Genomic DNA, 20,840 nt, shown 5'->3' with positions numbered 1-20,840 from the left:
GCACGCGCGGGGGCGGCGTCCGGCCGTCCCCGCGCGTATCGGGCTCAGTCGACGGTGTCGAGGACGTCGGCCAGGTCGACGAACTTGAAGTTGGTCGCCTCGCGGTCACCGTCCCCGGGGGTGTCGTGGCCGTCCTGGACGACGAGCAGACCGTTCGGGTACCGGTGGCCGAGCGGGGCGTTCAGCACGGCCGCGCCGTCGCACTCCTCGGAGCCGTCGAGGGTGGCGGAGGCGGCGGTGATCCGGAAGCCGCCCTCGTACTCGTTCTTGTCGCCGACCTCGCGGTCGTAGAGGGCGAAGGTGTTGTCGCCCTGGCCGGAGGCGATCACATAGCCGTCGCCGTCCGGCTCGGTGAGCAGGGCGAGCCCTTCGACGTCGGCCGCCAGCCGGGTGCCGCCGTAACCGGGGTCGGCGCCGGGCGTGCACTCCTCGGTCTCCTCGTCGTACGTGCCGGGGACGCCGTACTCGCGGACCTTGTCGACGAGGACGGGCCTGCTGGTGAGGTCGGCGGGCATCCGCCAGACGCCCACGCGCTCCTGGCCCGCGTAGAGCATGCCGTTCGCCGGGTCGACGACCATGCCCTCCACCTGGGGCAGTTCACCGGGCTCGCCGCACGGGGACCAGGACGTGCCGTCGGGGAGCCGGAAGGCGGAGGGCAGTTCGACGGTGCGGATCCTGTGGTAGCCGACCGTGCCGTCGGGACGGGCGGTGATCTCCAGCAGGGCGATGCCCGTCCGGTTGCGGCGGCTGGCCAGGGCGTAGGAGCGGCCCGTCGACCGGTCGGTCCAGGTGGCCAGGCCGTATGCGGTCGCCTGCTCGTTGATCTCGTCCTGGCCGGACGAGAACACGGGCGCGGCCGCGGGGTCGGTGACATCGGTCAGCGGGCCGCCGGGGCGGTCGCGGTCGATGCGGTAGAAGCGCAGCCGGTCGTTGCCGCGGTCACTGACGACGGCGAGGTCCGCCCGGCCCGTCCCGAGCCGGAGGCCCTGGAGGAGATCGACGTTGTTGAAGCGTCCGGGGGCGTCGTCCTCCGTGGCCGGGGCGGGTGCCGCGATCGACTGGACCTGTCGTGCGTCGAGGTCGTAGACCCGCAGGCCGCCCTCCTTCGCCGTGGCGACGACGAGGCTGCGGTCCGGGTCGGCGGCGTTGCGCCAGATCGCGGGGTCGTCGGCGTTGGCGTTGCCGCCCGCCTCGTCGTCGTAGAGCGTGGCCGTCTCCGCCCGCGGCTGGACGGCGGGCAGGGCTTCGGCCCGGCCGTGCGGGTGAGCCGCGGCGGGCACGGTCGCGGCGACGGCCGCGAGGGCCGTGCCTGCCACGAGAGCGGCGGTGCGGAGGGGGCGGCGCGGGGTCACATGAGCTCCTCTATGTCGAGTACATGACGCTTCGCTCGTCGTAGTGGACCCTCGTTGCACCCGGTGGGCAATGCGTGATGGCCGTATGACGCGCAGGTGAATTCGGCAGAGCCGACGCGCGCCGGGGCTCACGAACCGGCCCGGCCTATGCCGTCAGTTCCGCCTTCCAGTCCTCGACGAGGAGCCCGAGCAGCACCTCGTCGAGGAACTCGCCCAACACCCAGGCCGAGGAGCGCAGTACGCCCTCGCGGACGAAGCCGTTGCGCTCGGCGGAGCGCAGCATCGCGGCGTTGTCCGCCAGCGTCTCTATCTGCAGCCGCTGCAGGCCGCGCACGACGAAGCCGTAGTGGCACAGCACCGCGACCACGTCGGTGCCGTAGCCCTTTCCGCGGGCGGACGGGAGCAGTCCGAGGCCGATGTGCGCGGACCGGTTGTGGTTGTCGATGCCCCACAGCGTCGCGGTGCCGACGAGCGTGCCGCCGTCCAGCTCCACCACGGAGAAGGGGACGTGCCCCTGCTCCTTGTCGTCCACCACGAGCCGCGGGTCCTTCGAGCCGGGCGTGATCGGCCGCCACGGCCCGCCTTCGGCCCGCGAGGAGTTGACCACGTCGTCGTAGAGTTCGGCCCGCAGGACCGGGATGTCGTCCTCGTGGCGGGCCCTCAGCCCGACCTTGTTGCCCTTCAGCATGCAGGCTTCTTATCCGACCGCGTCGGCGGGCGGCTACCGAACAGGCACGTCAACGGCCGGCCGAAGGGACGGACCAGGTGCACCCGGACACGACGCCGGCCCGGCCGCAGGCCCTAGGCGGGGAAGCGCCGCCCCACCACCCGCCACGACAGCTCCAGCAGCGCCGCCGCCACCGCCGCGATCACGACGGCCGTCCACGGCATCGTCGTACCGACCAGCTTGAGCGCGAAGAAGTCCTGGAGCCACGGCACCGTCAGCACCAGCAGGAAGCCCAGTCCCATCGTCGCCACCAGGCCGATCCGCCACCACGTGTAGGGGCGGGCGATGATCGCGAGGACCCACATGGCGACCAGGAACAGGGTCAGCGTCGCCACGCTCGTCTCCGCGGCCAGCGAGGCCGGGCCCGAGTAGTGCGAGCGGGCCAGCAGATACGCACAGAAGGTCGCCGCCGCCGCGATCACGCCCGCCGGTACGGCGTAGCGCATCACCCTGCGGACGAAGTGGGGCTTGGCGCGCTCCTTGTTGGGGGCGAGCGCGAGGAAGAAGGCCGGGACACCGATGGTGAGGGTGGAGAGCAGGGTCAGATGCCGGGGCAGGAAGGGGTACTCGACCTGGCTGCAGACCACGAGGATCGCCAGGAGCACCGAGTACACCGTCTTCGTCAGGAAGAGGGTGGCGACGCGGGTGATGTTGCCGATGACCCGGCGGCCCTCCGCGACCACCGAAGGCAGCGTCGCGAAGCTGTTGTTGAGCAGCACGATCTGGGCGACGGCCTTCGTCGCCTCCGAGCCCGACCCCATCGCCACGCCGATGTCCGCGTCCTTCAGCGCGAGGACGTCGTTGACGCCGTCGCCGGTCATCGCCACCGTGTGGCCGCGGGCCTGGAGCGCGCCGACCATGTCGCGTTTCTGCTGCGGACTGACCCGGCCGAAGACCGCGGCCCCGTCCAGCTCCGCGCCCATCGCCTCGCGCTCGGCCGGCAGCCTGCGCGCGTCGAGCGTCGCCCCGGCGCCGGGCAGGCCGAGCTTCGCCGCGACCGCGCCGACCGCGACCGCGTTGTCGCCGGAGATGACCTTCGCCGCCACGTCCTGGTCGGCGAAGTAGCGCAGGGTCGCCGAGGCGTCGGGGCGCAGACGCTGCTCGAGCACGACCAGAGCGGCAGGCGACTTCTCCTGTGGGGCTTCCAAGGTGCCTTCCGCCCGCGCGAGGAGCAGCACCCGCAGGCCCTCCCGGTTGAGCTGGTCGACCTCGGCGAGGGACGGGTTGCCGGCCGGCAGCAGTACATCGGGCGCGCCGAGGAGCCAGGTCGTACTCGCGCCGCCGCCGTCCGCGAGGGTCGCGCCGCTGTACTTGCGGGCGGAGGAGAAGGGCAGCGCGGCGGTGCAGTGGTGCTCCCCGCCGTCCGGGTAGGACGCGATGACGGCCTGGAGCGAGGCGTTCGGCCGCGGGTCGGACGCTCCGAGCGCGCCCAGGACCGCCCGTACGTGCTGCTCGTCCGCGCCGTCCAGCGTGCGCAGTTCGGTGACGTCCATGCCGCCCTCCGTGAGGGTGCCGGTCTTGTCGAGGCAGACGACGTCGACACGGGCGAGGCCCTCGATGGCGGGGAGTTCCTGCACCAGGCACTGCTTGCGGCCCAGGCGGATGACGCCGATCGCGAAGGCGACGGAGGTGAGCAGGACGAGCCCCTCGGGGATCATCGGCACGATGCCGCCGACGGTCCGCGCGACCGAGTCCTTGAAGTTGTTGTCCTTCGCCACCAGCTGGCTGATGATCAGTCCGATCGCGGTGGGGACCATCATCCACGTCACGTACTTGAGGATCGTGGAGATGCCGGAGCGCAGCTCGGAGTGGACGAGCGTGAAGCGGGACGCCTCCTCCGCGAGCTGTGCCGCGTACGCCTCGCGCCCGACCTTCGTGGCCGTGAACGCGCCGCCGCCCGCGACCACGAAGCTCCCGGACATGACCTGGTCGCCGGGCTGTTTGAGGACGGGGTCGGCCTCGCCGGTCAGCAGCGACTCGTCGACCTCCAGGTTGTCGGCCTCCACGATCTCGCCGTCGACGACGACCTTGTCGCCGGGGCCGAGTTCGACGAGGTCGCCGAGGACGATCTCGGAGGTGGAGACCGCAGCGGCGACACCGTCCCGGCGCACCCTCGGTTTCGCCTCGCCGATGACGGCGAGGGAGTCCAGGGTCTTCTTGGCGCGCAGTTCCTGGATGATGCCGATGCCGGTGTTGGCGATGATCACGAAGCCGAAGAGGCTGTCCTGGATCGGCGCGACGAAGAACATGATCACCCACAGGACGCCGATGATGGCGTTGAAGCGGGTGAGGACGTTGGCGCGGACGATGTCGACGGCGGAGCGCGAACTGCGCACGGGTACGTCGTTGACCTCGCCCCGTGCGACCCGTTCCGCCACCTCCGCGGACGTCAGACCGGTGGCGGGCGGCCCGCCGCCCGGTGGCCGCCGGGGGTGTACGGGGTCGAGTTCTGCGCCCGCGTCGATGACGGGTCCTTCCGGCTCGGGGCCGCGGCCCATGTCCGCCCGCTGCGTCATGGTTCCGACGTTACGGCCGGGCCGGTCCGTTCACCCCCCGGGCGGCCGGAAGATCGGACCACGGTCGGACACGAATCCCCCTGGGGGACTACGGAGCAGGAGGGGCGCCCGGTTCCGGGTGCTCGGCGGCGCCGGCCGCGTCGGAGGTCCTGGCGCGCTTGATCGCGGCTTCCCGGGTGCGTACGTACCAGATGCCGATGAGCCCGAGGCCCGCGCCGGCCAGGCAGGTCCACACCCACCAGGTCAGGTCGCGGTCGTCGAACCAGCCGTAGAAGGGGACCTGGACGAGGAACATCACGAACCACAGGATCGTGCCGCCGGTGATGGTGGCGACGATCGGTCCCTCAAGGGGTTCGGGTGCCTCGTGCCGGGGGGTCCATTTCGCCATGCGCACAGTGTAGGCGGGGCGGGCGGGACGGCTGAGGGGCCAGGAACCACAAGGGTCTACGCGCGGAGAGTGGCGATCTTTCGTTCATATGTTCATACTGAAACTGATTCCGGCTGACTGGATTCCTTCGTTGGATCATCCAAGTCTGGCCGGTTTTCTCTGCCCTTCTCGTGTCGCCCCCCTTCGCGTACGTCTGAGGTTTCCGCATGCCCCCCACGGCCACCGTCGAAGTCGGGTCTCCCGGCCTGCCGTCCACGCCCCCGCAGCCGTCCGGCGGTCTGGACCGCTTCTTCAAGATCACCGAACGCGGCTCCACGGTCGCCCGCGAGGTCCGGGGCGGATTCGCCACCTTCTTCGCGATGGCCTACATCCTCGTGCTGAACCCGATCATCCTCGGCAGCGCGAAGGACATGTACGGCCACCAGCTCGACGGCGGCCAGCTGGTCACCGCCACCGTGGTGACCGCGGCCTTCTCGACCCTCCTGATGGGCGTCATCGGCAACGTCCCGATCGCGCTCGCCGCCGGCCTCGGCGTCAACACGGTCGTCGCCCTCCAGCTCGCGCCCCAGATGGCCTGGGCGGACGCGATGGGCATGGTCGTGCTCGCCGGTGTCGTGGTCATGCTGCTGGTGGCCACCGGCCTGCGCGAGCGCGTGATGAACGCCGTCCCGCTCGGCCTGCGCAAGGCGATCGCGATCGGTATCGGCCTGTTCATCATGCTGATCGGGCTCGTGGACTCGGGCTTCATCACCCGCATCCCGGACGCCGCCCACACCACCGTCCCGCTCCAGCTGGGCACCGGCGGTCATCTGCTCGGCTGGCCGGTCCTGGTCTTCGCCCTCGGCACGCTGCTCACGCTCGCGCTGATCATCCGCAAGGTGCCCGGCGCGATCCTCATCTCGATCGTCGTCATGACGGTGCTCGCGATGATCATCCACGCCGTGGCGGACATCGAGTCCTGGGGCCTGACGACGCCCGAATGGCCGGGCAATCCGCTCTCGACGCCCGACTTCGGCCTGCTCGGCCAGGTCAGCCTGTTCGGCGGCTTCGAGAAGGTCGGCCTGCTGACCGGCGTCCTGTTCGTCTTCACCGTGCTGCTGTCCTGCTTCTTCGACGCGATGGGCACCATCCTCGCCGTCGGCGACGAGGCGAAGCTCATGGACAAGGACGGCAACTACCCGGGCATCAACAAGGTCCTGGTCGTCGACGGCCTCGCCGTCGCCGCGGGCGGTGGCGCCTCCTGCTCCGCCAACACCTGCTTCGTGGAGTCCACGGCCGGCGTCGGCGAAGGCGCCCGTACGGGTCTGGCGTCGGTCGTCACCGGCGCGCTGTTCTCGCTGGCGCTGTTCCTCACGCCGCTCGCCACGATGGTCCCGTCCCAGGCGGCGACGCCCGCGCTGGTCGCGGTCGGCTTCCTGATCCTGGCCGGTTCGGTCAAGGACATCGACTGGAGCGACTTCACGATCGCCGCGCCGGCGTTCCTGGCGATGGTGATGATGCCGTTCACCTACTCGATCACCCACGGCATCGGCATCGGCTTCATCACGTTCAGCGTGCTGCGCCTGGCCGTCGGACGCGGGCGCGAGGTGCCCGTGGCGATGTACGCGGTGTCGGCGGTGTTCGTCTTCTACTACGCCATGCCGGCTCTCGGTCTCACCTGACGGGTCGCCCTCGCGTGAGGGCCGTCCCTGCCTGACGGACCGCCTTGGCCGGAACGGCTGCCGCGTGATCGTTTCTGCGGGGCCGTCCGGCGGGGCCGCCTCAAGGGGCCCTCACGTGACCCCGTAGAACTTCTCCGTCTCGTCGACCGCCGCTTTGAAGCGCTCGTCGAAGTCGTCGCGAATGAGCGTCCGGACCACATAGTCCTGGACGCTCATTTGTCGTTTCGCCGCATGCTGCCGGAGCCGGTCGAGCAGCTCACCGTCCATGCGCAGGCTGAGCACAGTCGATTTCATGCGGTCAGGGTCGCCGGACTCCCGCCGCCAGGACGTCACTTTCCGGCTGTCTCTCACTCATATGGGTGACACATCTATCAGGCCCGTAACCCGCTGGTCCTTAGCCAGAGTAATGAGTTACGCTAACAACATGCCTGACCTGTCCCACGGTACTGACGCGGACGTCGCCGCCGTGAACTCGCTCCGCTCGGCCGTCATGCGGCTGGGCCGCCGCCTGAAGCACCAGCGCGTCGACGAATCGCTGAGCCCCACCGAGATGTCGGTGCTCGGCACACTCGCCCGCTGCGGTTCGGCCACCCCCGGTGAGCTCGCCCGCAAGGAACACGTGCAGCCGCCGTCGATGACCCGCATCGTGGCGCTGCTCGAGGCCAAGGGACTCGTCCGGCTCGAGCCGCACCCCGACGACCGCCGGCAGAAGGTGGTCAGCCAGACCGAACAGGCGGAGACCATGCTCGAGGAGTCCCGCCGCAAGCGGAACGCCTGGCTGGCCTCGCTCGCCGAAGGTCTGGACGAGGCGGAGTGGGCGAAGCTGCGCGAAGCCGCCCCCGTCCTGGAGAAGCTCGCACACATGCAATGACCGCGGGTGGAAGCGCAGCGCGTCCACCCGCACGCCCCACACGTAATGCCACCTGAGGAGGCGAACCCTTTTGAGTACGGGATCCGGAGCAGACTCCGCCCCCGCACCGACCGACCCCGACACCCCGTCCACCCGGCACGACCGCAAGCAGAGCATGTTCAGCTCGCTGAAGATCCGTAACTACCGGCTCTTCGCGACCGGACAGGTCGTGTCCAACACCGGCACCTGGATGCAGCGCATCGCCCAGGACTGGCTGGTGCTCAGCCTGACCGGATCCGCGTCCGCCGTCGGCATCACCATCGCGCTGCAGTTCCTCCCCATGCTTCTCTTCGGCCTGTACGGCGGGGTGCTCGCGGACCGGCTGCCCAAGCGGCCGCTGCTGCTCGCCACCCAGGCCGCGATGGGCCTCACCGGCCTGGCGCTCGCCGTGCTCACGCTCAGCGGCAACGTCCAGGTCTGGCACGTCTACCTGACGGCGTTCCTGCTCGGCCTCGTCACCGTCGTCGACAACCCGGCCCGGCAGTCGTTCGTCGCCGAGATGGTCGGCCCCGACCAGCTGCGCAACGCCGTCTCCCTCAACTCGGCCAACTTCCAGTCCGCGCGCCTCGTCGGACCCGCCGTGGCCGGTGTGCTGATCACCGCCGTCGGCAGCGGATACGCCTTCCTGCTCAACGGCCTCTCCTTCATCGCGCCCATCGCCGGACTGCTGATGATGCGGGCCTCCGAACTCCACAAGGTCGAGCGCGCCCCGCGCGGCAAGGGCCAGCTCCGCGAAGGCCTGCGGTACGTCGCCGGCCGGCCCGAGCTGATCTGGCCGATCGTCCTCGTCGGCTTCATCGGCACCTTCGGCTTCAACTTCCCGATCTGGCTGTCCGCGTTCGTCGACGACGTCTTCCACGGCGACGCCGGTACATACGGCCTGCTCAACACGCTGATGGCCGCCGGCTCCCTGGCCGGAGCGCTGCTCGCCGCCCGGCGCGGCACCTCGCGGCTGCGGCTGCTCGTCGGCGCCGCGGTGCTCTTCGGAGTGCTGGAGATCGTGACCGCCTTCGCCCCGGCGTTCTGGATCTTCGCGGTGATGATGGTCCCGATCGGCATGTTCGGCCTGACGGTCAACGTGACCGCCAACTCGAGCATCCAGATGGCGACGGACCCGCTGATGCGGGGCCGTGTGATGAGCCTCTTCATGATGGTCTTCACCGGCGGCACGCCGCTGGGCGCGCCGCTCGTCGGCTGGATCACCGACACGTACGGCGCCCGCGTCGGCTTCGCCGCGGGCGGCGCGGTGGCCGCGGTGGCGGCGGCCGGCGTCGGCGTGATGCTGGCGCGGGTCGGCGGCCTGCGACTGTCGGTCGGCTGGCACCGCGGGCATCCGCAGGTGCGGTTCGTTGAGCGGGAGAAGCTGACGACGGCGGCGTAGCCCTTCGGGCACCTCCCGGGGCCCGAAGGGCTGCGAGGGAGGGCGGTTGCGGGGGTGCGGGTGGCGCCTGCGGCGGGCCTTGCCCCTCCCCGAAACCGGGCTCCGCCCGGACCCGTACCGCGCTTCGCGCGATGCCCTCAAACGCCGGGCGGGCTGGCTGTGTCAGCCTCGCCGGCGATTGAGGCGCGGCGGTCCGGGCGGAGCCCCCGGTTTCGGGAAGGGGCGGGGAGGGGAAAACGACCCGCGCAGCGGAGCCCCCGCGCGGCACACTGAACCCCATGAGACTCTTCGCCGCCGTACTCCCGCCCCCCACGGCCGTCGACGAACTCGCCACCGAGGTCGCAGTCCTCCGTCGGCTTCCCGACGCCGACAGTCTCCGCTGGACCGGGCATGCCGGGTGGCACTTCACGCTCGCGTTCATGGGGGAGGTCGACGACGAGCTCGTGCCCGAGCTACGGGAGCGGCTGGCGCGGGCGGCGCACAGGACGTCGGCGTTTCCGCTGCGGCTGCACCGGGGCGGGCGGTTCGGACACCGTGCGCTGTGGGTCGGGGCGGCCGGCGGTCTGGAGGAGATGAGGCTGCTGGCCGAGCGGTCGGACGCCGCTGCCCGCCGCGCCGGCGTGAGCATGGAGGAGCACCGCCGCTACCAGGCGCATCTGACGATCGCCCGGGCCCGTGACGCGGGTGACCTGCGTCCGTACGTCGAGGCGCTGGCCGCATTCGAGGGCACCCCGTGGCAGGTCGCCGACCTCGCCCTCGTGCGCAGCAACCTGCCGGTCAGCGGAGTGGCGGGCGAGCAGCCCCGGTACGAAGTGGTCGGTTCCTGGCCCCTCGGGGGCGCGGGTTAACCTCGACGGGTGAATCCCAAGACCAGAAACCAGATCATGGCCGCGGCGCTGGTGCTGATGTTCGTGATCGTCGCCGTGGCCGCCGCCGTCGGCTGACGCGTCCCGCGACCGGCCGGCCGAACACGCAGGTATCCGCCTCCGCGCGGCGACGGGCCCGCAGCGCCGGGATCCGGCGCCGGGCGGCTCGCCGTCGAAGGAGCCGTACATGCCGGACGACAGACCGCCGTTGACGATCAGCGCGGGTGGTGGGAGCGGCCGGTGGACGTTGCGCGCGCCCGGCGGGACGCTGAGCAGTCCCGTGGTCGTGGGCGACACCGTCCATGTCGTGGTCTCCGACAGCCGGATAGGCGCGGTGGACGCGCACGAGGGCCGGATCCGCTGGTGCAGCGACGAGCTGACGAAACCGGACGGCGGTGGCATCCTCCGCGCCGGAGGGACGGTGGTCGTCCCTGTGAACCGGGACTACGAGCGCAGCGGTTTCGTCGCCCTGGACGCCGAGACGGGCGAGGTGCGGTGGAAGCGCCGCAGGAGCCGGCTGCGGCAGGCCGCGGCGGCCGGTTCGGCCGTCGTGCTGTGGAACGACGAGGACGGCGGTCAGATCAGCGGGGTCGACGCCTCGACCGGTGAGACCCTCTGGGAGGACGAGTTCAGCAAGATCTACGGCCTGCTGGTGCGGGGTGGGACCGTGATCATCGACACCGCGGGCTTCCGGGCCCTCGACGCCCGTACCGGCGACGAGCTGTGGCAGAACGGCTACGGCGATCTGCTCGGGCAGGGCGAGGAGGCCGACGCCGCTCTGTTCCACACCTGGCGCCGCGGCGAGCTCTGCGTGCGGGCGACGGACACGGGCGAGGTACTGAGTCGGACCTCGTTCCCGAAGCGGGTGGTGAAGGACCTCGGCCCCCCGCCCGCCCTGGTCGACGGCGGCCGGGCGCTGTTCTCCGAGGCACTCGGGCGGCGGATCCGGCTCTTCGCCTGGTCGGGCCGGGACGGGGCGACGCCCCTGATCGGCGTCCGGCTGGGTCTCCGCCGCTTCACCTCGTTCTCGCAGCCCGCCGTGTGTGTGGGCGACCGGGTGTACGCGACGACCTGGCGGGACCGGCTGTACGTCGCCGAGGCCGGCGGGCGGCGCGGGCTGCGGCGACTGCGCCTGACCGCCCCTGACGGCCGTGCGGTGCACCCGGAGGAGATCGCGGCGGGCCACCGGCACCTGTTCGTCCGCGACGGGGACGCGGTCGGGGCCGTCCGCGACGGCCGGCTGCTGTGGGCGGCGGCCTCGGGCGTGTGGGAGCGGCCGGTCCCGCTGGGAGCCGACCGGGTGCTGTTCCTTGCCTCGAGCCGGGACGGGACCGGGGGGCTCCTGCACTGCGCGGACGCGGAGACCGGCCGCCGGGGCTGACTCCGCGTCCGGTGTCCCTCAGGACCCGTCCCCGCGCGAGTGGTGCTTGCTTCGAGCGCGCTCGAAGGCGTTGGCTTGGACGTCATGAAGTACACGCAGCTCGGACGCACCGGACTCAAGGTCAGCCGACTCGTCCTCGGCACAATGAACTTCGGCCCCCAGACCGACGAGGCCACGAGCCACGGCATCATGGACTCGGCCCTCGACGCGGGCATCAACTTCTTCGACACGGCCAACGTCTACGGCTGGGGCGAGAACAAGGGCCGCACGGAAGAGATCATCGGAAGCTGGTTCGCCAAGGGCGAGGGCCGCCGTGACAAGGTCGTGCTCGCCACCAAGGTGTACGCGAACATGGGCACGGACGGCGAGGTCTGGCCCAACCACGACAAGCTCTCGGCGCTCAACATCCGCCGTGCGGTGGACGCTTCGCTCAAGCGCCTGCGGACCGACCACATCGACCTCTACCAGTTCCACCACATCGACCGGAGCACCCCGGTCGAGGAGATCTGGCAGGCCATCGACGTACTGATCCAGCAGGGCAAGATCCTCTACGCGGGCTCCTCCAACTTCCCCGGCTGGAAGATCGCCCAGACCAACGAGACGGCACGCCGTCTCGGTTCGCTGGGCCTGGTCAGCGAGCAGTGCCTGTACAACCTGGCCGAGCGCCGCGCCGAGATGGAGGTCATCCCGGCCGCCCAGGAGTACGGCCTCGGCGTCATCCCCTGGTCGCCGCTGCACGGCGGACTGCTCGGCGGGGTGCTCAAGAAGCAGAACGAGGGCTCCCGGCGGGCGACCGGCCGCAGCGCGGACGCGCTGGCCGACACGGCCGTGCGGGAGAAGGTGCAGGCGTACGAGAACCTGCTCGACAAGCACGGTCTGGAGCCCGGTGAGGCGGCGCTCGCCTGGCTGCTGACCCGTCCGGGTGTGACGGGCCCGATCGTCGGCCCGCGCACGGCGGAGCAGCTGGAGTCGGCGCTGCGGGCGCTGGAGCTGGAGCTGAGCGAGGAAGTGCTCACGGGTCTCGACGAGATCTTCCCGGGGCCGGGTCCCTCCCCGGAGGCCTTCGCCTGGTGAGCCTCGGCCGCCGCTCCCGGCCGGGAGCGGCGGCCCACGCCCGGCGCGGCCTCAGTCGCGGGGGAAGTCGGCGGTGGTGAGCGTGAGGCCGACGGGCGTATCGGTGAGATCGAGGTCCGTGCCGAAGGCGACGGCCGTCTCCGTCGTGTAGTCGCCTTCCTTCGGGGCGGTGTAGAGGTGGCACTTGCGCTGGTACGGGTCTGCGACGAGGTAGGCGGGGACCCCCGCTGCGGCGTACGCGGCCTTCTTGGGGCCGTAGTCGTTGTGCCCCGTGCCTTTGGAGATGACCTCGGCCACGAACTCGACGTCCTGGTGGCGCCAGCGGCCCGCTTCGTCCTTCCCGGCGCCATCCTTGATCTTGGCGACCTCGGGAGCGAAGCCGTTCAGCGTTCCGGGAAAGTCGATCCGTACGTCCGACATCACCGTTACGTCCATGCCGAAGCGGTCCTCGAGCGCCCGCACGATCCGGCGAATGATCTGCCAGTGAATGTCCCTTTGCGGCGACATGAAGACGGCCCCCTCGACGATCTCGACCTTGAATCCCTCGGGGGCGGACTCGAGCCACTGGAACATCTCGTCCAGGGTGCGTTCGTCGCTGTTCTCGGCCATTTCGATCCTGCGCTCGTCCAAGGCGGTCATCGTGGCGCTCCACCCCGGCTGCCGCTCGAACGAGTGCAGCCGCGCGGCACAACGATACTCACAGTGACCGGTCGCGACCCCGGAACGGGTCAGGCGCCGCTCAGCCAGCCCGCCGCGTCCAGGCGGATGCTGCCCGGCGGGATGAGTGTGCGCAGGGCGGATTCTAGGTCGCGCAGGCGGTCGGGGCCGATCGCCCGCGCCCATTCCGCGCGCAGTTCGTCGAAGATCGCCGCCGAGCGGGCGAGGGCGTCGAAGCCGTGCGGGGTGAGGCGGATCAGCTTGCGGCGGGCGTCGGCCGGGTCGTCGGCGCGTTCCGCGTAACCGAGGGAGAGCAGGCGGTCGATGGTCTTGCCGGCCGCCTGTTTGGAGACGCCGAGGCGTCGGCCGAGGTCACTGGCGGTGGCCCCTTCCGCGCCGATGGCCTGCATGGCGAAGCCGTGGGCGGGCCGTACGTCGGGGTGGCCCTGCTCGGCCAGTTCGGCGTGCAGCTTGTCGATGAGCGAGCGGAACCCGGCGAAGAGGAGCAGGGGCAGCTCGTAGCCGGGCGGGTCCGCAATCGTCTTGCGCCGTTCGACAACCTGGTTTACGTTCTCGGGGAGCGGTTCGTCAACCATGTTGTCCATTGTAGGAGCCGGCCATGTTCACCGAACACACCCTGGAATCCGCCCCACCCGCGTCCCGCCGTGCCATGGAGGCCACCGCCGCGAGGCTCGGCCGTCTGCCGTCGGCGGTCGCCAGGCTCGCCGAGTCGCCGCACCTGCTGGAGGGCTTCCTCAAGCTGAGCGCCGCCTTCGAGACGACGACGCTCGACCCGGTGGCCCGTGAGGTCGTCGTCATGACGGTCGCCGCGCGCAACGAATGCCATGTGTGCGTGGCCATGCACACCGGGAAACTGCGCACGCTCGGCGCCGGCGAGGAACTGATCGCGGCGCTGTCCGAGCAGCGTGCGCTCAACGACGAACGGCTCGAGGCGGTACGGCGGTTCACGCTCGAGGTGTTCCGTACCGCCGGCGCCGTCGGAGACGAGGAGCTGCGCGACTTCCTGGCGCACGGCTTCACCTCGCGGAACGCGCTGGAGGTGGTCATGGGCATCGGCACGTACACGATGTCGACGTTCGCGAACCGGCTGACGCGGGCCGCGCTCTGAGGAGCGGCGGGATCCGGCCATTGTGGACCGCTCCCCACCGAGGGCCGGGCACGCACGCCCCGTTGCCCCGCGGGCCCCGCCGGCGGGAATACCGGCCCGGACCACCCTTGTTGCCGTCGGCATGACCTTCTTCGCCGACGTGACCGTGCGGGGCTACGAGCTCGACACGCAGGGCCATCTGAACCAGGCCGTCTATCTGCAGTACGCCGAGCACGCACGCTGGGAACTGCTCCGTGCCGCCGGTCTGCCGCAGGAGAAGCTGCTCGCCAGCGGCGTGGGGCCGGTCGCCCTCGAAGTGACGGTCAAGTTCCTGCGCGAGCTGCGCGGCGGCGACGAAGTGCGGGTGACCTGCCGGTTCGTCTACGGAGAGGGCAAGACCTTCACCGTCGAGCAGCAGATCGTCAAGGACGACGGCACGGTCGCCGCCGAGATCTCCGGCGTGGCGGGCATGCTCGACCTCACCACCCGCAGGCTGATCGCCGACCCGCGCGCCCACCTCGCCTCCCTGGCCGACAACCCGGACCTGCTCACCGGCTGACGCCGAAGGCGCGGAACCGGTCCGGCGCCGGCAGAGGATCAAGTACCGGCCAGGAAGCACCCTCCAGCTCCCCCGGCGGAACCGACGCCCGCGCGGATTCGTTGGCGCAAGCGCCGGTTGCGAGATCTGGAGGGGAAGTCGTGGACGACGCGGTTGTCGAGGCCGTCCGAGCGTTGGTGCCCGGCGGGGCGCTGCGCGGCGAACTGGACCGGCACGGCCGGAAGTTGCGCTGGATCGAGGCGGGCGAGGGCGCGCCGGCGGTCGTGCTGGACGCCCCGAGCGCCGAGTCGTCGATGATGTGGACGCCGGTGCTGGCGCCTCTCGCCCGCTGCACCCGGGTGATCGCCTACGACCGGGCGGGACTCGGCCTGAGCGACCCGGTTCCCCGGCTCTCGCTCGACTCGGCCGTCGAGGATCTCACCGCGCTGCTCTCCCGGGCCGGCGGCGGCCCCTGCGTCCTCGTCGGCAACAGCTGGGGCGGCCAGCTGGCCGAGCTCGTCGCGTGGGCCCGGCCGGACCTGGTGGCGGGGCTCGTGCTCCTCGACCCCTCGCACGAGGAGTTCCAGCCGTGGGCCGGACGGATGGCCGAAGGAACGTACGCGCGTCAGCTCGCGGTCCGTACCTCGCTCCGGCTCACCGGCCGGTCGAACCACCGGCGTGCCGTGCGTGAGGCCTCCCGTGCGTCCGACGATCCGCGGGTGCGGGAACTGCTGGTCACCGCCTGGCTCGCAGCCTCCGGAGGCCGGCAGCAGGTGCGTACAGCCGTCGACGAGTACCGCATGATCGTCAAGGCCACGCCCGAGATCCGGCGCCGCCGCGCCGCGTCGGGACTGCCGGACGTGCCCGTGACCGTCCTCAGCGCGAGCCGGGGGATGCCGCAGGGGATGAGACGCCGGTGGACGGAGCTCCAGAAATCCGTGGCCGCGTCCGTGGCGGGCGGGGAGCACGCGGTGGTTCCGGCGGCGGGGCACTACATCCAGAGCAGCAGGCCGGACGTCGTCACCCGGGCGGTGCTCGCCGTCCTGGAGCGGGCCGGGCGCACCGGCTGAGACCCGTCGCGGCAGGGGCGGCGTCGGGGTTTCAGCCCGGGATCTTCAGGTCCGTGCAGCCGCGTTGCCCGGCCGAGCGTTCGGCGAAGCCCTTGAGGGCCGCGCGGGTGAAGTCCTCGACGTCCTCGTGGACGTAGACCGTGCTGGAGATCGTGAAGACCGCGCGGGCGCTGGTCCCGGGGCACTCGGCGGTGGCCCAGAGGAAGTCGCTGCCGTTCCGGCCCGCGTCCCGGCCGGGCTCGTCACCCGGGTACCAGGCCTGTGCGAAGGGGCCGAAGTAGGCGCGGACCTGGAACAGCTCCTCGGCACGGGCCTTGGTCTCGCCGAGCACGCAGCTCTCCGTCACCAAGGAGTCCGCCGTCGGCGTCTCCTTGATCCAGTGGACGGTGTCCATGTCGCGCATCGGGATGCCGGCGCACGTTCCGTTCGCCTCGAAGCGGGACTTCTCCTCCGGCTCCGCGGCGACGGGAGGTATCCGGCCGCCGGGCTCGGCCTCGCAGTTCCAGTGCTCGGCCGCCCGGACCGCGGTGGCAGCGGTGAGTTCGGCGGTGGTGCGGCCCGCCACCGCGCGGCCGCGGCCGGCCGTGCCGACGACGACGGACGCGTCCTTGTTGCCGCAACTCAGCACCACGGCTGTGCTGTCGAGGTCGTTGTAACCGTGCCAGCCGCCGCCCAGCGGCATCGGCAGGGTGCCGGTCCTGCTCGAGCGCAGCTCGTCGAACACGCCGCGGGCGCCGTCGTCGGCGCGGGCGGATTCCGGGATCAGGGCGATGGTGAGCGTCTTCTTCCCGACCACGCAGAACTCGTAGCCGTCGGACCCGCCGTGGTGCAGGTCGTTCGGCAGTCCCTGCTCCGTGTCGTAGCCCGTGAAGACCGCCGACTCCTCGGGCGGGATCAGCCCCTGGCAGTACGTCGCCAGCTTGTCCTCGTAGCGCCAGCGCTTGCCCGTGTCGCTGAGCCGGTACCAGCCGTAGCCCGCGACGACGGCGAGTGCCAGCGGCAGCGCCACGTACAGCGCCAGGCGGCGTATGACGGTCATCTGCGTGATCTCCAGGTTCGGCGGCTCCGCGGCACCGTATCGCGGACCGGCCGGCGTCAGTCGCGCGGGCGGCGGGCCTCGATCAGGAGACGGTTGGAGTGGGCCACGAACGGCCCGTGGCGCTCGATGAAGTCATGGAGGGCCGCGAGCCGGTCGCGGTACGCGTCCACGGTGAAGCCCGGGACGATCCAGATCACCTTGCGCAGGAAGTGGACCACCGCGGCGATGTCGTGGAACTCCGTCCGCAGTGCTTCCTGGCGCAGATCGACCACGTCCAGGCCGGCGGCCTCCGCGGCCGTGACGGTCGTGAACGGACTGCGTGACGGGTCGACGGGCTGCGGGCCCATCAGGAAGTCGGTGAGCTCGCGGACCGATCCGTCGCCCACGGCCTGCGAGAGGTACGTGCCACCGGGGCGCAGCACGCGGTGCACCTCGTCCCAGCGGGTGACGACCGGGTGGCGGCTGACGACCAGGTCGAAGTGGGCCGAGGGGAACGGCAGATCGGCCGCGTCGTCGGCGTGGACGACCGTCGCGCCCAGCCCGGCGAGATTGCGCCGGGCGATCTCCAGGTTCGGCGGCCAGGACTCCGTCGCCGCCAGCACCGGCGGGGCGGCCGGGACCGAGGCGAGGACCTCGCCGCCGCCGGTCTGGATGTCGAGGACCGCCTCGGCCTTCGGTACACGCTCGGCGAGGAGCTTCGCGTAGCCCCACGACGGGCGCTGCTCCGTCGCGCGGCCGGCGAACCAGGAGAAGTCCCAGCCCTCTGTGGGGACGGCTTCGCCTTCGGCGAGGAGGTCTTCGAACGTGGACATACGGGCAGCCTCGCAGCCGGGGCAGACGCCCGCACCCGGATTTTCCGCGGGGAGGCCGCTCAGGCGGCGACGCCGTACGCCCCGCCCAGTCCCCATGCCTGGTGCATCGCCGTCGCGAACGCCCCGGCCAGTTTGATCTCGCCGCTCGGGCCGGGGTGGGTGCCGTCATATGTGTCGGTGTCGAGGTCGTACGACGGCGGGTGCGAGGCCAGCAGCAGCGGCGACGCGGACGTGTCCAGGTCGGCCACCGCCTTGGCGAGCAGGTCGTTGAACCGTTCGCACTCGGCGGCGAAGGGCCGGTCGGACCGGGCGCGGATGTTCGGGATGACCGGGAGCATGACGATCCGGACGCGCGGGTTGGCCAGGCGGGCCTGCGCGATGAACTCCCGTACGTTCCGGGCGGTCTGGTCGCTGTCCGTGTAGAAGCCGAGGTCTATCAGGCCCAGCGAGACCAGGAGGACGTCGGCCCCTTCCGCGGCGAGGGTCCCGCGGATCAGGGGAGCCATGTGCAGCCAGCCCTCGCCCCAGCCGGCCAGATGGCGGCGGGCGGGGCCGGGGAAGCCGGGGTCGGCATACCGGTGGGACACGGGTGCGTTCGCCTCCGTGTCGAACAGCTCGCGGCGCGGGCCGACGATCTCGAAGGGCTCGCCGACGGTGGTCAGGTGCTGCCACATCCGGTAGCGCCAGGTGAAGTCGCCGGCGCGTCCGATGGTCATGGAGTCGCCGACGAACAGGAATCGCATGGTCGACATCATCGCTGAACCCACCGGTAACCCGTCACTGGTGGGCGATGTGAGGCCCGCCACCCGCCAGTGCCGCGACCAGTCGCCGGATCTGCGCGTGGGGGTCGGGAGTGCCCGGATGGCTCGTCATCAGCAGGTGGTGGACCGTGCCGACGAGCGCGAGGGCGACGGACTCCGCGTCGAGCCGGCCGTCGACGCGGCCGAGGCGCTGTTCGGCCCGCAGGTACGCGGTGACCGCCTCCTGGACGGTGGTGAAGCCCGGTGCGCCCGCCGCCATCGCCTCGCGGAAGCGGATCGCGACGCCGGGGCGGGTGAGGGCCAGCCCGGAGACGGCCGGCCCCGTGGAGGTGAACAGCGCGGTGGCGACCTCGGTGAGGTTCGCGGTGACGGTGTCCTCGCCCGCACGTGAGGGGAGCCGGTCCGCCAGGGCGGCCGTGCGGGCGAGCCGGTCGAGGACCAGTTCGGCGACGAACTCGTCGAGCCCGCCCGCGAAGTGCGCGTGCAGCAGCCCCTTCGAGCAGCCCGCCTCCTCGGTGACGGCCCTGCTGGTCAGGGCGCCGGGGCCGCCCTGGGCCACGACTCGTTCCGCCGCGGCGAAGAGGCGTTCGCGGGCGTCGGGGACGGCTACTCCACGGGGTGACATCCAGGGCCTTCCGGGTCTTCTGCGTGGCGCGATGGACAGTATGGGCGAGCGCCCATACTGTTTGGGCGTACGCCCATTCTAGCGGGAGGCACCGTCGTGGAACACATCGTGAACACCGAGCAGGAGCAGGCCTGGAACGGGTACGAGGGCACCCACTGGGCCCGTAACCAGGACCGCTGGGACGCCGTCAACGAGGGCTTCAACGAGGCGCTGCTCGCTGCCGCCGCCCTCGGCCGCGGGGACTCGGTCCTCGACGTCGGCTGCGGCACCGGCGCCACGACCAGGCTCGCCGCCCGCCGCACGGCCGACGGGCACGCCACCGGCCTCGACCTGTCGCGGCCGATGCTGGAGCGCGCCCGGGAGTCCGCACGCGCCGAACACCTCGTCAACGTGACCTTCGAGCACGGCGACGCCCAGGTCCATCCCCTCGCGGGCCGGGGTTTCGACGTGGCGATCAGCCGCTTCGGCGTGATGTTCTTCGCCGACCCGGTGGCCGCCTTCGCCAACATCGGCGGCGGCCTGCGCACCGGCGGCCGTGCGGCGTTCCTCGTCGCCGGCGGGGACGGCAACGAGTGGATCCAGGCGCTGGCCGGCCTGCGGGACCTGCTGCCGATGGGCGGCTTCGGCGCCACCGGCGGGCCCGGCATGTTCTCCCTGGCCGATCCCGGCCGCGTCCGCGAGGTCCTCACGGAAGCCGGGTTCACCGGCGTCGCGGTCGAGCCCGTCGATGCGTACGGGAGATGGGGACGTGACGCCGAGGACGCCACCGCGTTCCTCATGGGCTCGGGACCCGGCCGCCATCTGCTGAGCCAGGTCGACGAGGCGACCGGCGAGCGGGCCCGGCACCGGCTCACGGACATCCTGCGGCCGTGCGAGAAGGACGGCGCCGTCCGGCTGCGCAGCACGGCGTGGCTGGTCACCGCCGTACGCCCGTAGGAGACGCCCGGCGGGGATGGCAGGCTTGGGGCATGCGTTCGCTTCCGTACGTCACCGGCCTGGCGGCCGCGTTCGTGCTCGCCGCCGCCTGCCCCGTCGCCGCGGCCGACGACGGGTCCGAGGGGTTCACGATCAAGGACCCGCGGATCACCGAGTCCAGCGGGCTTGCGGCGAGCCGGGCGCACCCCGGGATCTACTGGACGCACAACGACCAGGACCAGCCGCGGATCTTCGGCGTCGACTCGGCGACGGGCGAGACGGTGGCGACGATCACCCTGCGCGGCGTCGGCGAGCCGAGGGACATGGAGGCGATCTCCGTGGGCCCCGACGGCAACATCTACGTCGGTGACATCGGCGACAACCTCGACGGCAGCTGGGACCACGTCTGGATCTACCGCTTCCCCGAGCCGGAGCGGCTGCGCGACCGGACCGTCACCGCCACCCAGTTCGACGTGAAGTACGCGGACGGCGCCCGCAACGCCGAGGCGCTGATGGTGCATCCGAAGACCGGCCGCGTCTACATCGCCTCGAAGAACGAGGACGGCGGCGGCCTCTACGAAGGCCCCGCCACGCTCGACGCCAAGGCCACCAACGTCTTCCGGCGGATCGGGGAGGTGCCGTGGGTGACCGACGGCGCCTTCTCGCCGGACGGCACGGAGCTGGTGCTCCGCTCCTACTTCAGTGCCCGCGGCTACGAGTGGAAGGACGGCCGCCTCGGGGCCGACCACCGTGTCCGCGCGCCCATCCAGGGCCAGTCGGAGTCGGTTACGTACACGACGGACGGCACGGCGCTGATGATCGGCACCGAGGGGGAGCAGAGCCCCGTCGAGCGCGTGCCGGTCGAGAAGGAACCGGGCTCCGGAGGCGAGGCGAAGAGGCCCGGCGCGCCGGCGGACGGCGGGAAGGCCGCCGGGAACGACGAGAAGGGCGATGTCACGACGTACGGCCTGCTCGTGCTCGGCGGCGGCGCGGTGCTGGTCCTCGCGCTGCGCCGGCGCCGGGGCTGAGGCGTCCGGCCGCGGGCCCGACGGGCCTCGC

Annotated in this window: 22 protein-coding genes; 11 read left to right on the top strand and 11 right to left on the bottom strand. The window is 71.6% G+C overall.

What is annotated here, in order from left to right:
• Window positions 1-44 precede the first annotated feature (44 nt).
• The 4 genes from ACTMTU_RS21815 to ACTMTU_RS21800 form a co-directional block, all read right to left on the bottom strand.
• Window positions 45-1,352, bottom strand: coding sequence for a phytase (locus tag ACTMTU_RS21815; protein WP_441265182.1), 1,308 nt, complete (start codon window positions 1,350-1,352; stop codon window positions 45-47).
• A gap of 145 nt (window positions 1,353-1,497) precedes the next feature.
• Window positions 1,498-2,040, bottom strand: a complete 543-nt coding sequence (locus tag ACTMTU_RS21810) for a GNAT family N-acetyltransferase (protein WP_441265181.1) — start codon at window positions 2,038-2,040, stop codon at window positions 1,498-1,500.
• Between the two features lie 113 nt (window positions 2,041-2,153).
• On the bottom strand, window positions 2,154-4,595 hold the full coding sequence (locus ACTMTU_RS21805; protein WP_441265180.1) for an HAD-IC family P-type ATPase: 2,442 nt from the start codon (window positions 4,593-4,595) through the stop codon (window positions 2,154-2,156).
• A gap of 88 nt (window positions 4,596-4,683) precedes the next feature.
• The gene (locus ACTMTU_RS21800; RefSeq protein ID WP_441265179.1) at window positions 4,684-4,983 is read right to left on the bottom strand and encodes a DUF2530 domain-containing protein; all 300 of its coding nucleotides are present in this window, start codon (window positions 4,981-4,983) and stop codon (window positions 4,684-4,686) included.
• 206 nt (window positions 4,984-5,189) lie between these two features.
• On the opposite strand from ACTMTU_RS21800, the gene ACTMTU_RS21795 reads away from it, so the two are divergent.
• Window positions 5,190-6,644, top strand: coding sequence for an NCS2 family permease (locus tag ACTMTU_RS21795; protein WP_441265178.1), 1,455 nt, complete (start codon window positions 5,190-5,192; stop codon window positions 6,642-6,644).
• A gap of 111 nt (window positions 6,645-6,755) precedes the next feature.
• On the opposite strand, the gene ACTMTU_RS21790 is transcribed toward ACTMTU_RS21795, so the two are convergent.
• Window positions 6,756-6,938 carry a hypothetical protein gene (locus ACTMTU_RS21790; protein ID WP_005315906.1) on the bottom strand — a complete coding sequence of 61 codons (183 nt, stop codon included), beginning with the start codon at window positions 6,936-6,938 and terminating at the stop codon, window positions 6,756-6,758.
• Window positions 6,939-7,068: 130 nt separating this feature from the next.
• On the opposite strand from ACTMTU_RS21790, the gene ACTMTU_RS21785 reads away from it, so the two are divergent.
• From ACTMTU_RS21785 to ACTMTU_RS21765, 5 genes are all read left to right on the top strand, one after another.
• The gene (locus tag ACTMTU_RS21785; RefSeq protein WP_441265177.1) at window positions 7,069-7,515 is read left to right on the top strand and encodes a MarR family winged helix-turn-helix transcriptional regulator; all 447 of its coding nucleotides are present in this window, start codon (window positions 7,069-7,071) and stop codon (window positions 7,513-7,515) included.
• A gap of 70 nt (window positions 7,516-7,585) precedes the next feature.
• A complete protein-coding gene (locus ACTMTU_RS21780) occupies window positions 7,586-8,935 on the top strand; it encodes an MFS transporter (protein WP_441265176.1) in 1,350 nt (449 codons plus the stop codon).
• Between the two features lie 278 nt (window positions 8,936-9,213).
• Window positions 9,214-9,783 carry an RNA 2',3'-cyclic phosphodiesterase gene (thpR, locus tag ACTMTU_RS21775; RefSeq protein ID WP_441265175.1) on the top strand — a complete coding sequence of 190 codons (570 nt, stop codon included), beginning with the start codon at window positions 9,214-9,216 and terminating at the stop codon, window positions 9,781-9,783.
• A 205-nt stretch (window positions 9,784-9,988) separates the two neighbouring features.
• Window positions 9,989-11,182, top strand: coding sequence for an outer membrane protein assembly factor BamB family protein (locus tag ACTMTU_RS21770; RefSeq protein ID WP_441265174.1), 1,194 nt, complete (start codon window positions 9,989-9,991; stop codon window positions 11,180-11,182).
• An 84-nt stretch (window positions 11,183-11,266) separates the two neighbouring features.
• On the top strand, window positions 11,267-12,256 hold the full coding sequence (locus ACTMTU_RS21765) for an aldo/keto reductase (RefSeq protein ID WP_441265173.1): 990 nt from the start codon (window positions 11,267-11,269) through the stop codon (window positions 12,254-12,256).
• A gap of 51 nt (window positions 12,257-12,307) precedes the next feature.
• Here ACTMTU_RS21765 and ACTMTU_RS21760 read toward each other — a convergent pair whose 3' ends face one another.
• Together ACTMTU_RS21760 and ACTMTU_RS21755 are read right to left on the bottom strand one after the other, a co-directional pair.
• Complete coding sequence (locus ACTMTU_RS21760) at window positions 12,308-12,895, bottom strand: Uma2 family endonuclease (protein ID WP_441265172.1); 588 nt, start codon at window positions 12,893-12,895, stop codon at window positions 12,308-12,310.
• A gap of 89 nt (window positions 12,896-12,984) precedes the next feature.
• Window positions 12,985-13,509, bottom strand: coding sequence for a MarR family winged helix-turn-helix transcriptional regulator (locus ACTMTU_RS21755; protein ID WP_441265171.1), 525 nt, complete (start codon window positions 13,507-13,509; stop codon window positions 12,985-12,987).
• 23 nt (window positions 13,510-13,532) lie between these two features.
• Between ACTMTU_RS21755 and ACTMTU_RS21750 the strand changes: the two genes are divergently transcribed.
• From ACTMTU_RS21750 to ACTMTU_RS21740, 3 genes are all read left to right on the top strand, one after another.
• Window positions 13,533-14,042 (top strand): carboxymuconolactone decarboxylase family protein, encoded by a 510-nt coding sequence (locus ACTMTU_RS21750; RefSeq protein ID WP_441265170.1) that lies wholly within the window; start codon window positions 13,533-13,535, stop codon window positions 14,040-14,042.
• A gap of 121 nt (window positions 14,043-14,163) precedes the next feature.
• The gene (locus ACTMTU_RS21745) at window positions 14,164-14,580 is read left to right on the top strand and encodes an acyl-CoA thioesterase (protein ID WP_441265169.1); all 417 of its coding nucleotides are present in this window, start codon (window positions 14,164-14,166) and stop codon (window positions 14,578-14,580) included.
• Between the two features lie 140 nt (window positions 14,581-14,720).
• A complete protein-coding gene (locus tag ACTMTU_RS21740; RefSeq protein ID WP_441265168.1) occupies window positions 14,721-15,629 on the top strand; it encodes an alpha/beta fold hydrolase in 909 nt (302 codons plus the stop codon).
• A 31-nt stretch (window positions 15,630-15,660) separates the two neighbouring features.
• Here the strand turns inward: ACTMTU_RS21740 and ACTMTU_RS21735 are convergent, their stop codons facing one another.
• The 4 genes from ACTMTU_RS21735 to ACTMTU_RS21720 are packed head-to-tail and all read right to left on the bottom strand — an operon-like array spanning window position 15,661 to window position 18,866.
• Window positions 15,661-16,668: a hypothetical protein gene (locus ACTMTU_RS21735; protein ID WP_441265167.1), complete on the bottom strand. Its 1,008-nt coding sequence runs from the start codon at window positions 16,666-16,668 to the stop codon at window positions 15,661-15,663.
• Window positions 16,669-16,724: 56 nt separating this feature from the next.
• A complete protein-coding gene (locus ACTMTU_RS21730; protein WP_441265166.1) occupies window positions 16,725-17,480 on the bottom strand; it encodes a class I SAM-dependent methyltransferase in 756 nt (251 codons plus the stop codon).
• Between the two features lie 59 nt (window positions 17,481-17,539).
• Complete coding sequence (locus ACTMTU_RS21725; RefSeq protein ID WP_441265165.1) at window positions 17,540-18,223, bottom strand: GDSL-type esterase/lipase family protein; 684 nt, start codon at window positions 18,221-18,223, stop codon at window positions 17,540-17,542.
• Between the two features lie 34 nt (window positions 18,224-18,257).
• Window positions 18,258-18,866 carry a TetR family transcriptional regulator gene (locus ACTMTU_RS21720; protein WP_441265164.1) on the bottom strand — a complete coding sequence of 203 codons (609 nt, stop codon included), beginning with the start codon at window positions 18,864-18,866 and terminating at the stop codon, window positions 18,258-18,260.
• A gap of 96 nt (window positions 18,867-18,962) precedes the next feature.
• Between ACTMTU_RS21720 and ACTMTU_RS21715 the strand changes: the two genes are divergently transcribed.
• Both ACTMTU_RS21715 and ACTMTU_RS21710 read left to right on the top strand, forming a co-directional pair.
• Window positions 18,963-19,802, top strand: coding sequence for a class I SAM-dependent methyltransferase (locus tag ACTMTU_RS21715; RefSeq protein ID WP_441265163.1), 840 nt, complete (start codon window positions 18,963-18,965; stop codon window positions 19,800-19,802).
• Window positions 19,803-19,834: 32 nt separating this feature from the next.
• Window positions 19,835-20,809 carry a WD40 repeat domain-containing protein gene (locus ACTMTU_RS21710; RefSeq protein WP_441265162.1) on the top strand — a complete coding sequence of 325 codons (975 nt, stop codon included), beginning with the start codon at window positions 19,835-19,837 and terminating at the stop codon, window positions 20,807-20,809.
• Window positions 20,810-20,840 lie beyond the last annotated feature (31 nt).

The organism is Streptomyces sp. OZ13 (assembly GCF_052068155.1).
GTDB lineage: Bacteria > Actinomycetota > Actinomycetes > Streptomycetales > Streptomycetaceae > Streptomyces.
This window is presented reverse-complemented; position numbering and strand designations above follow the sequence as displayed.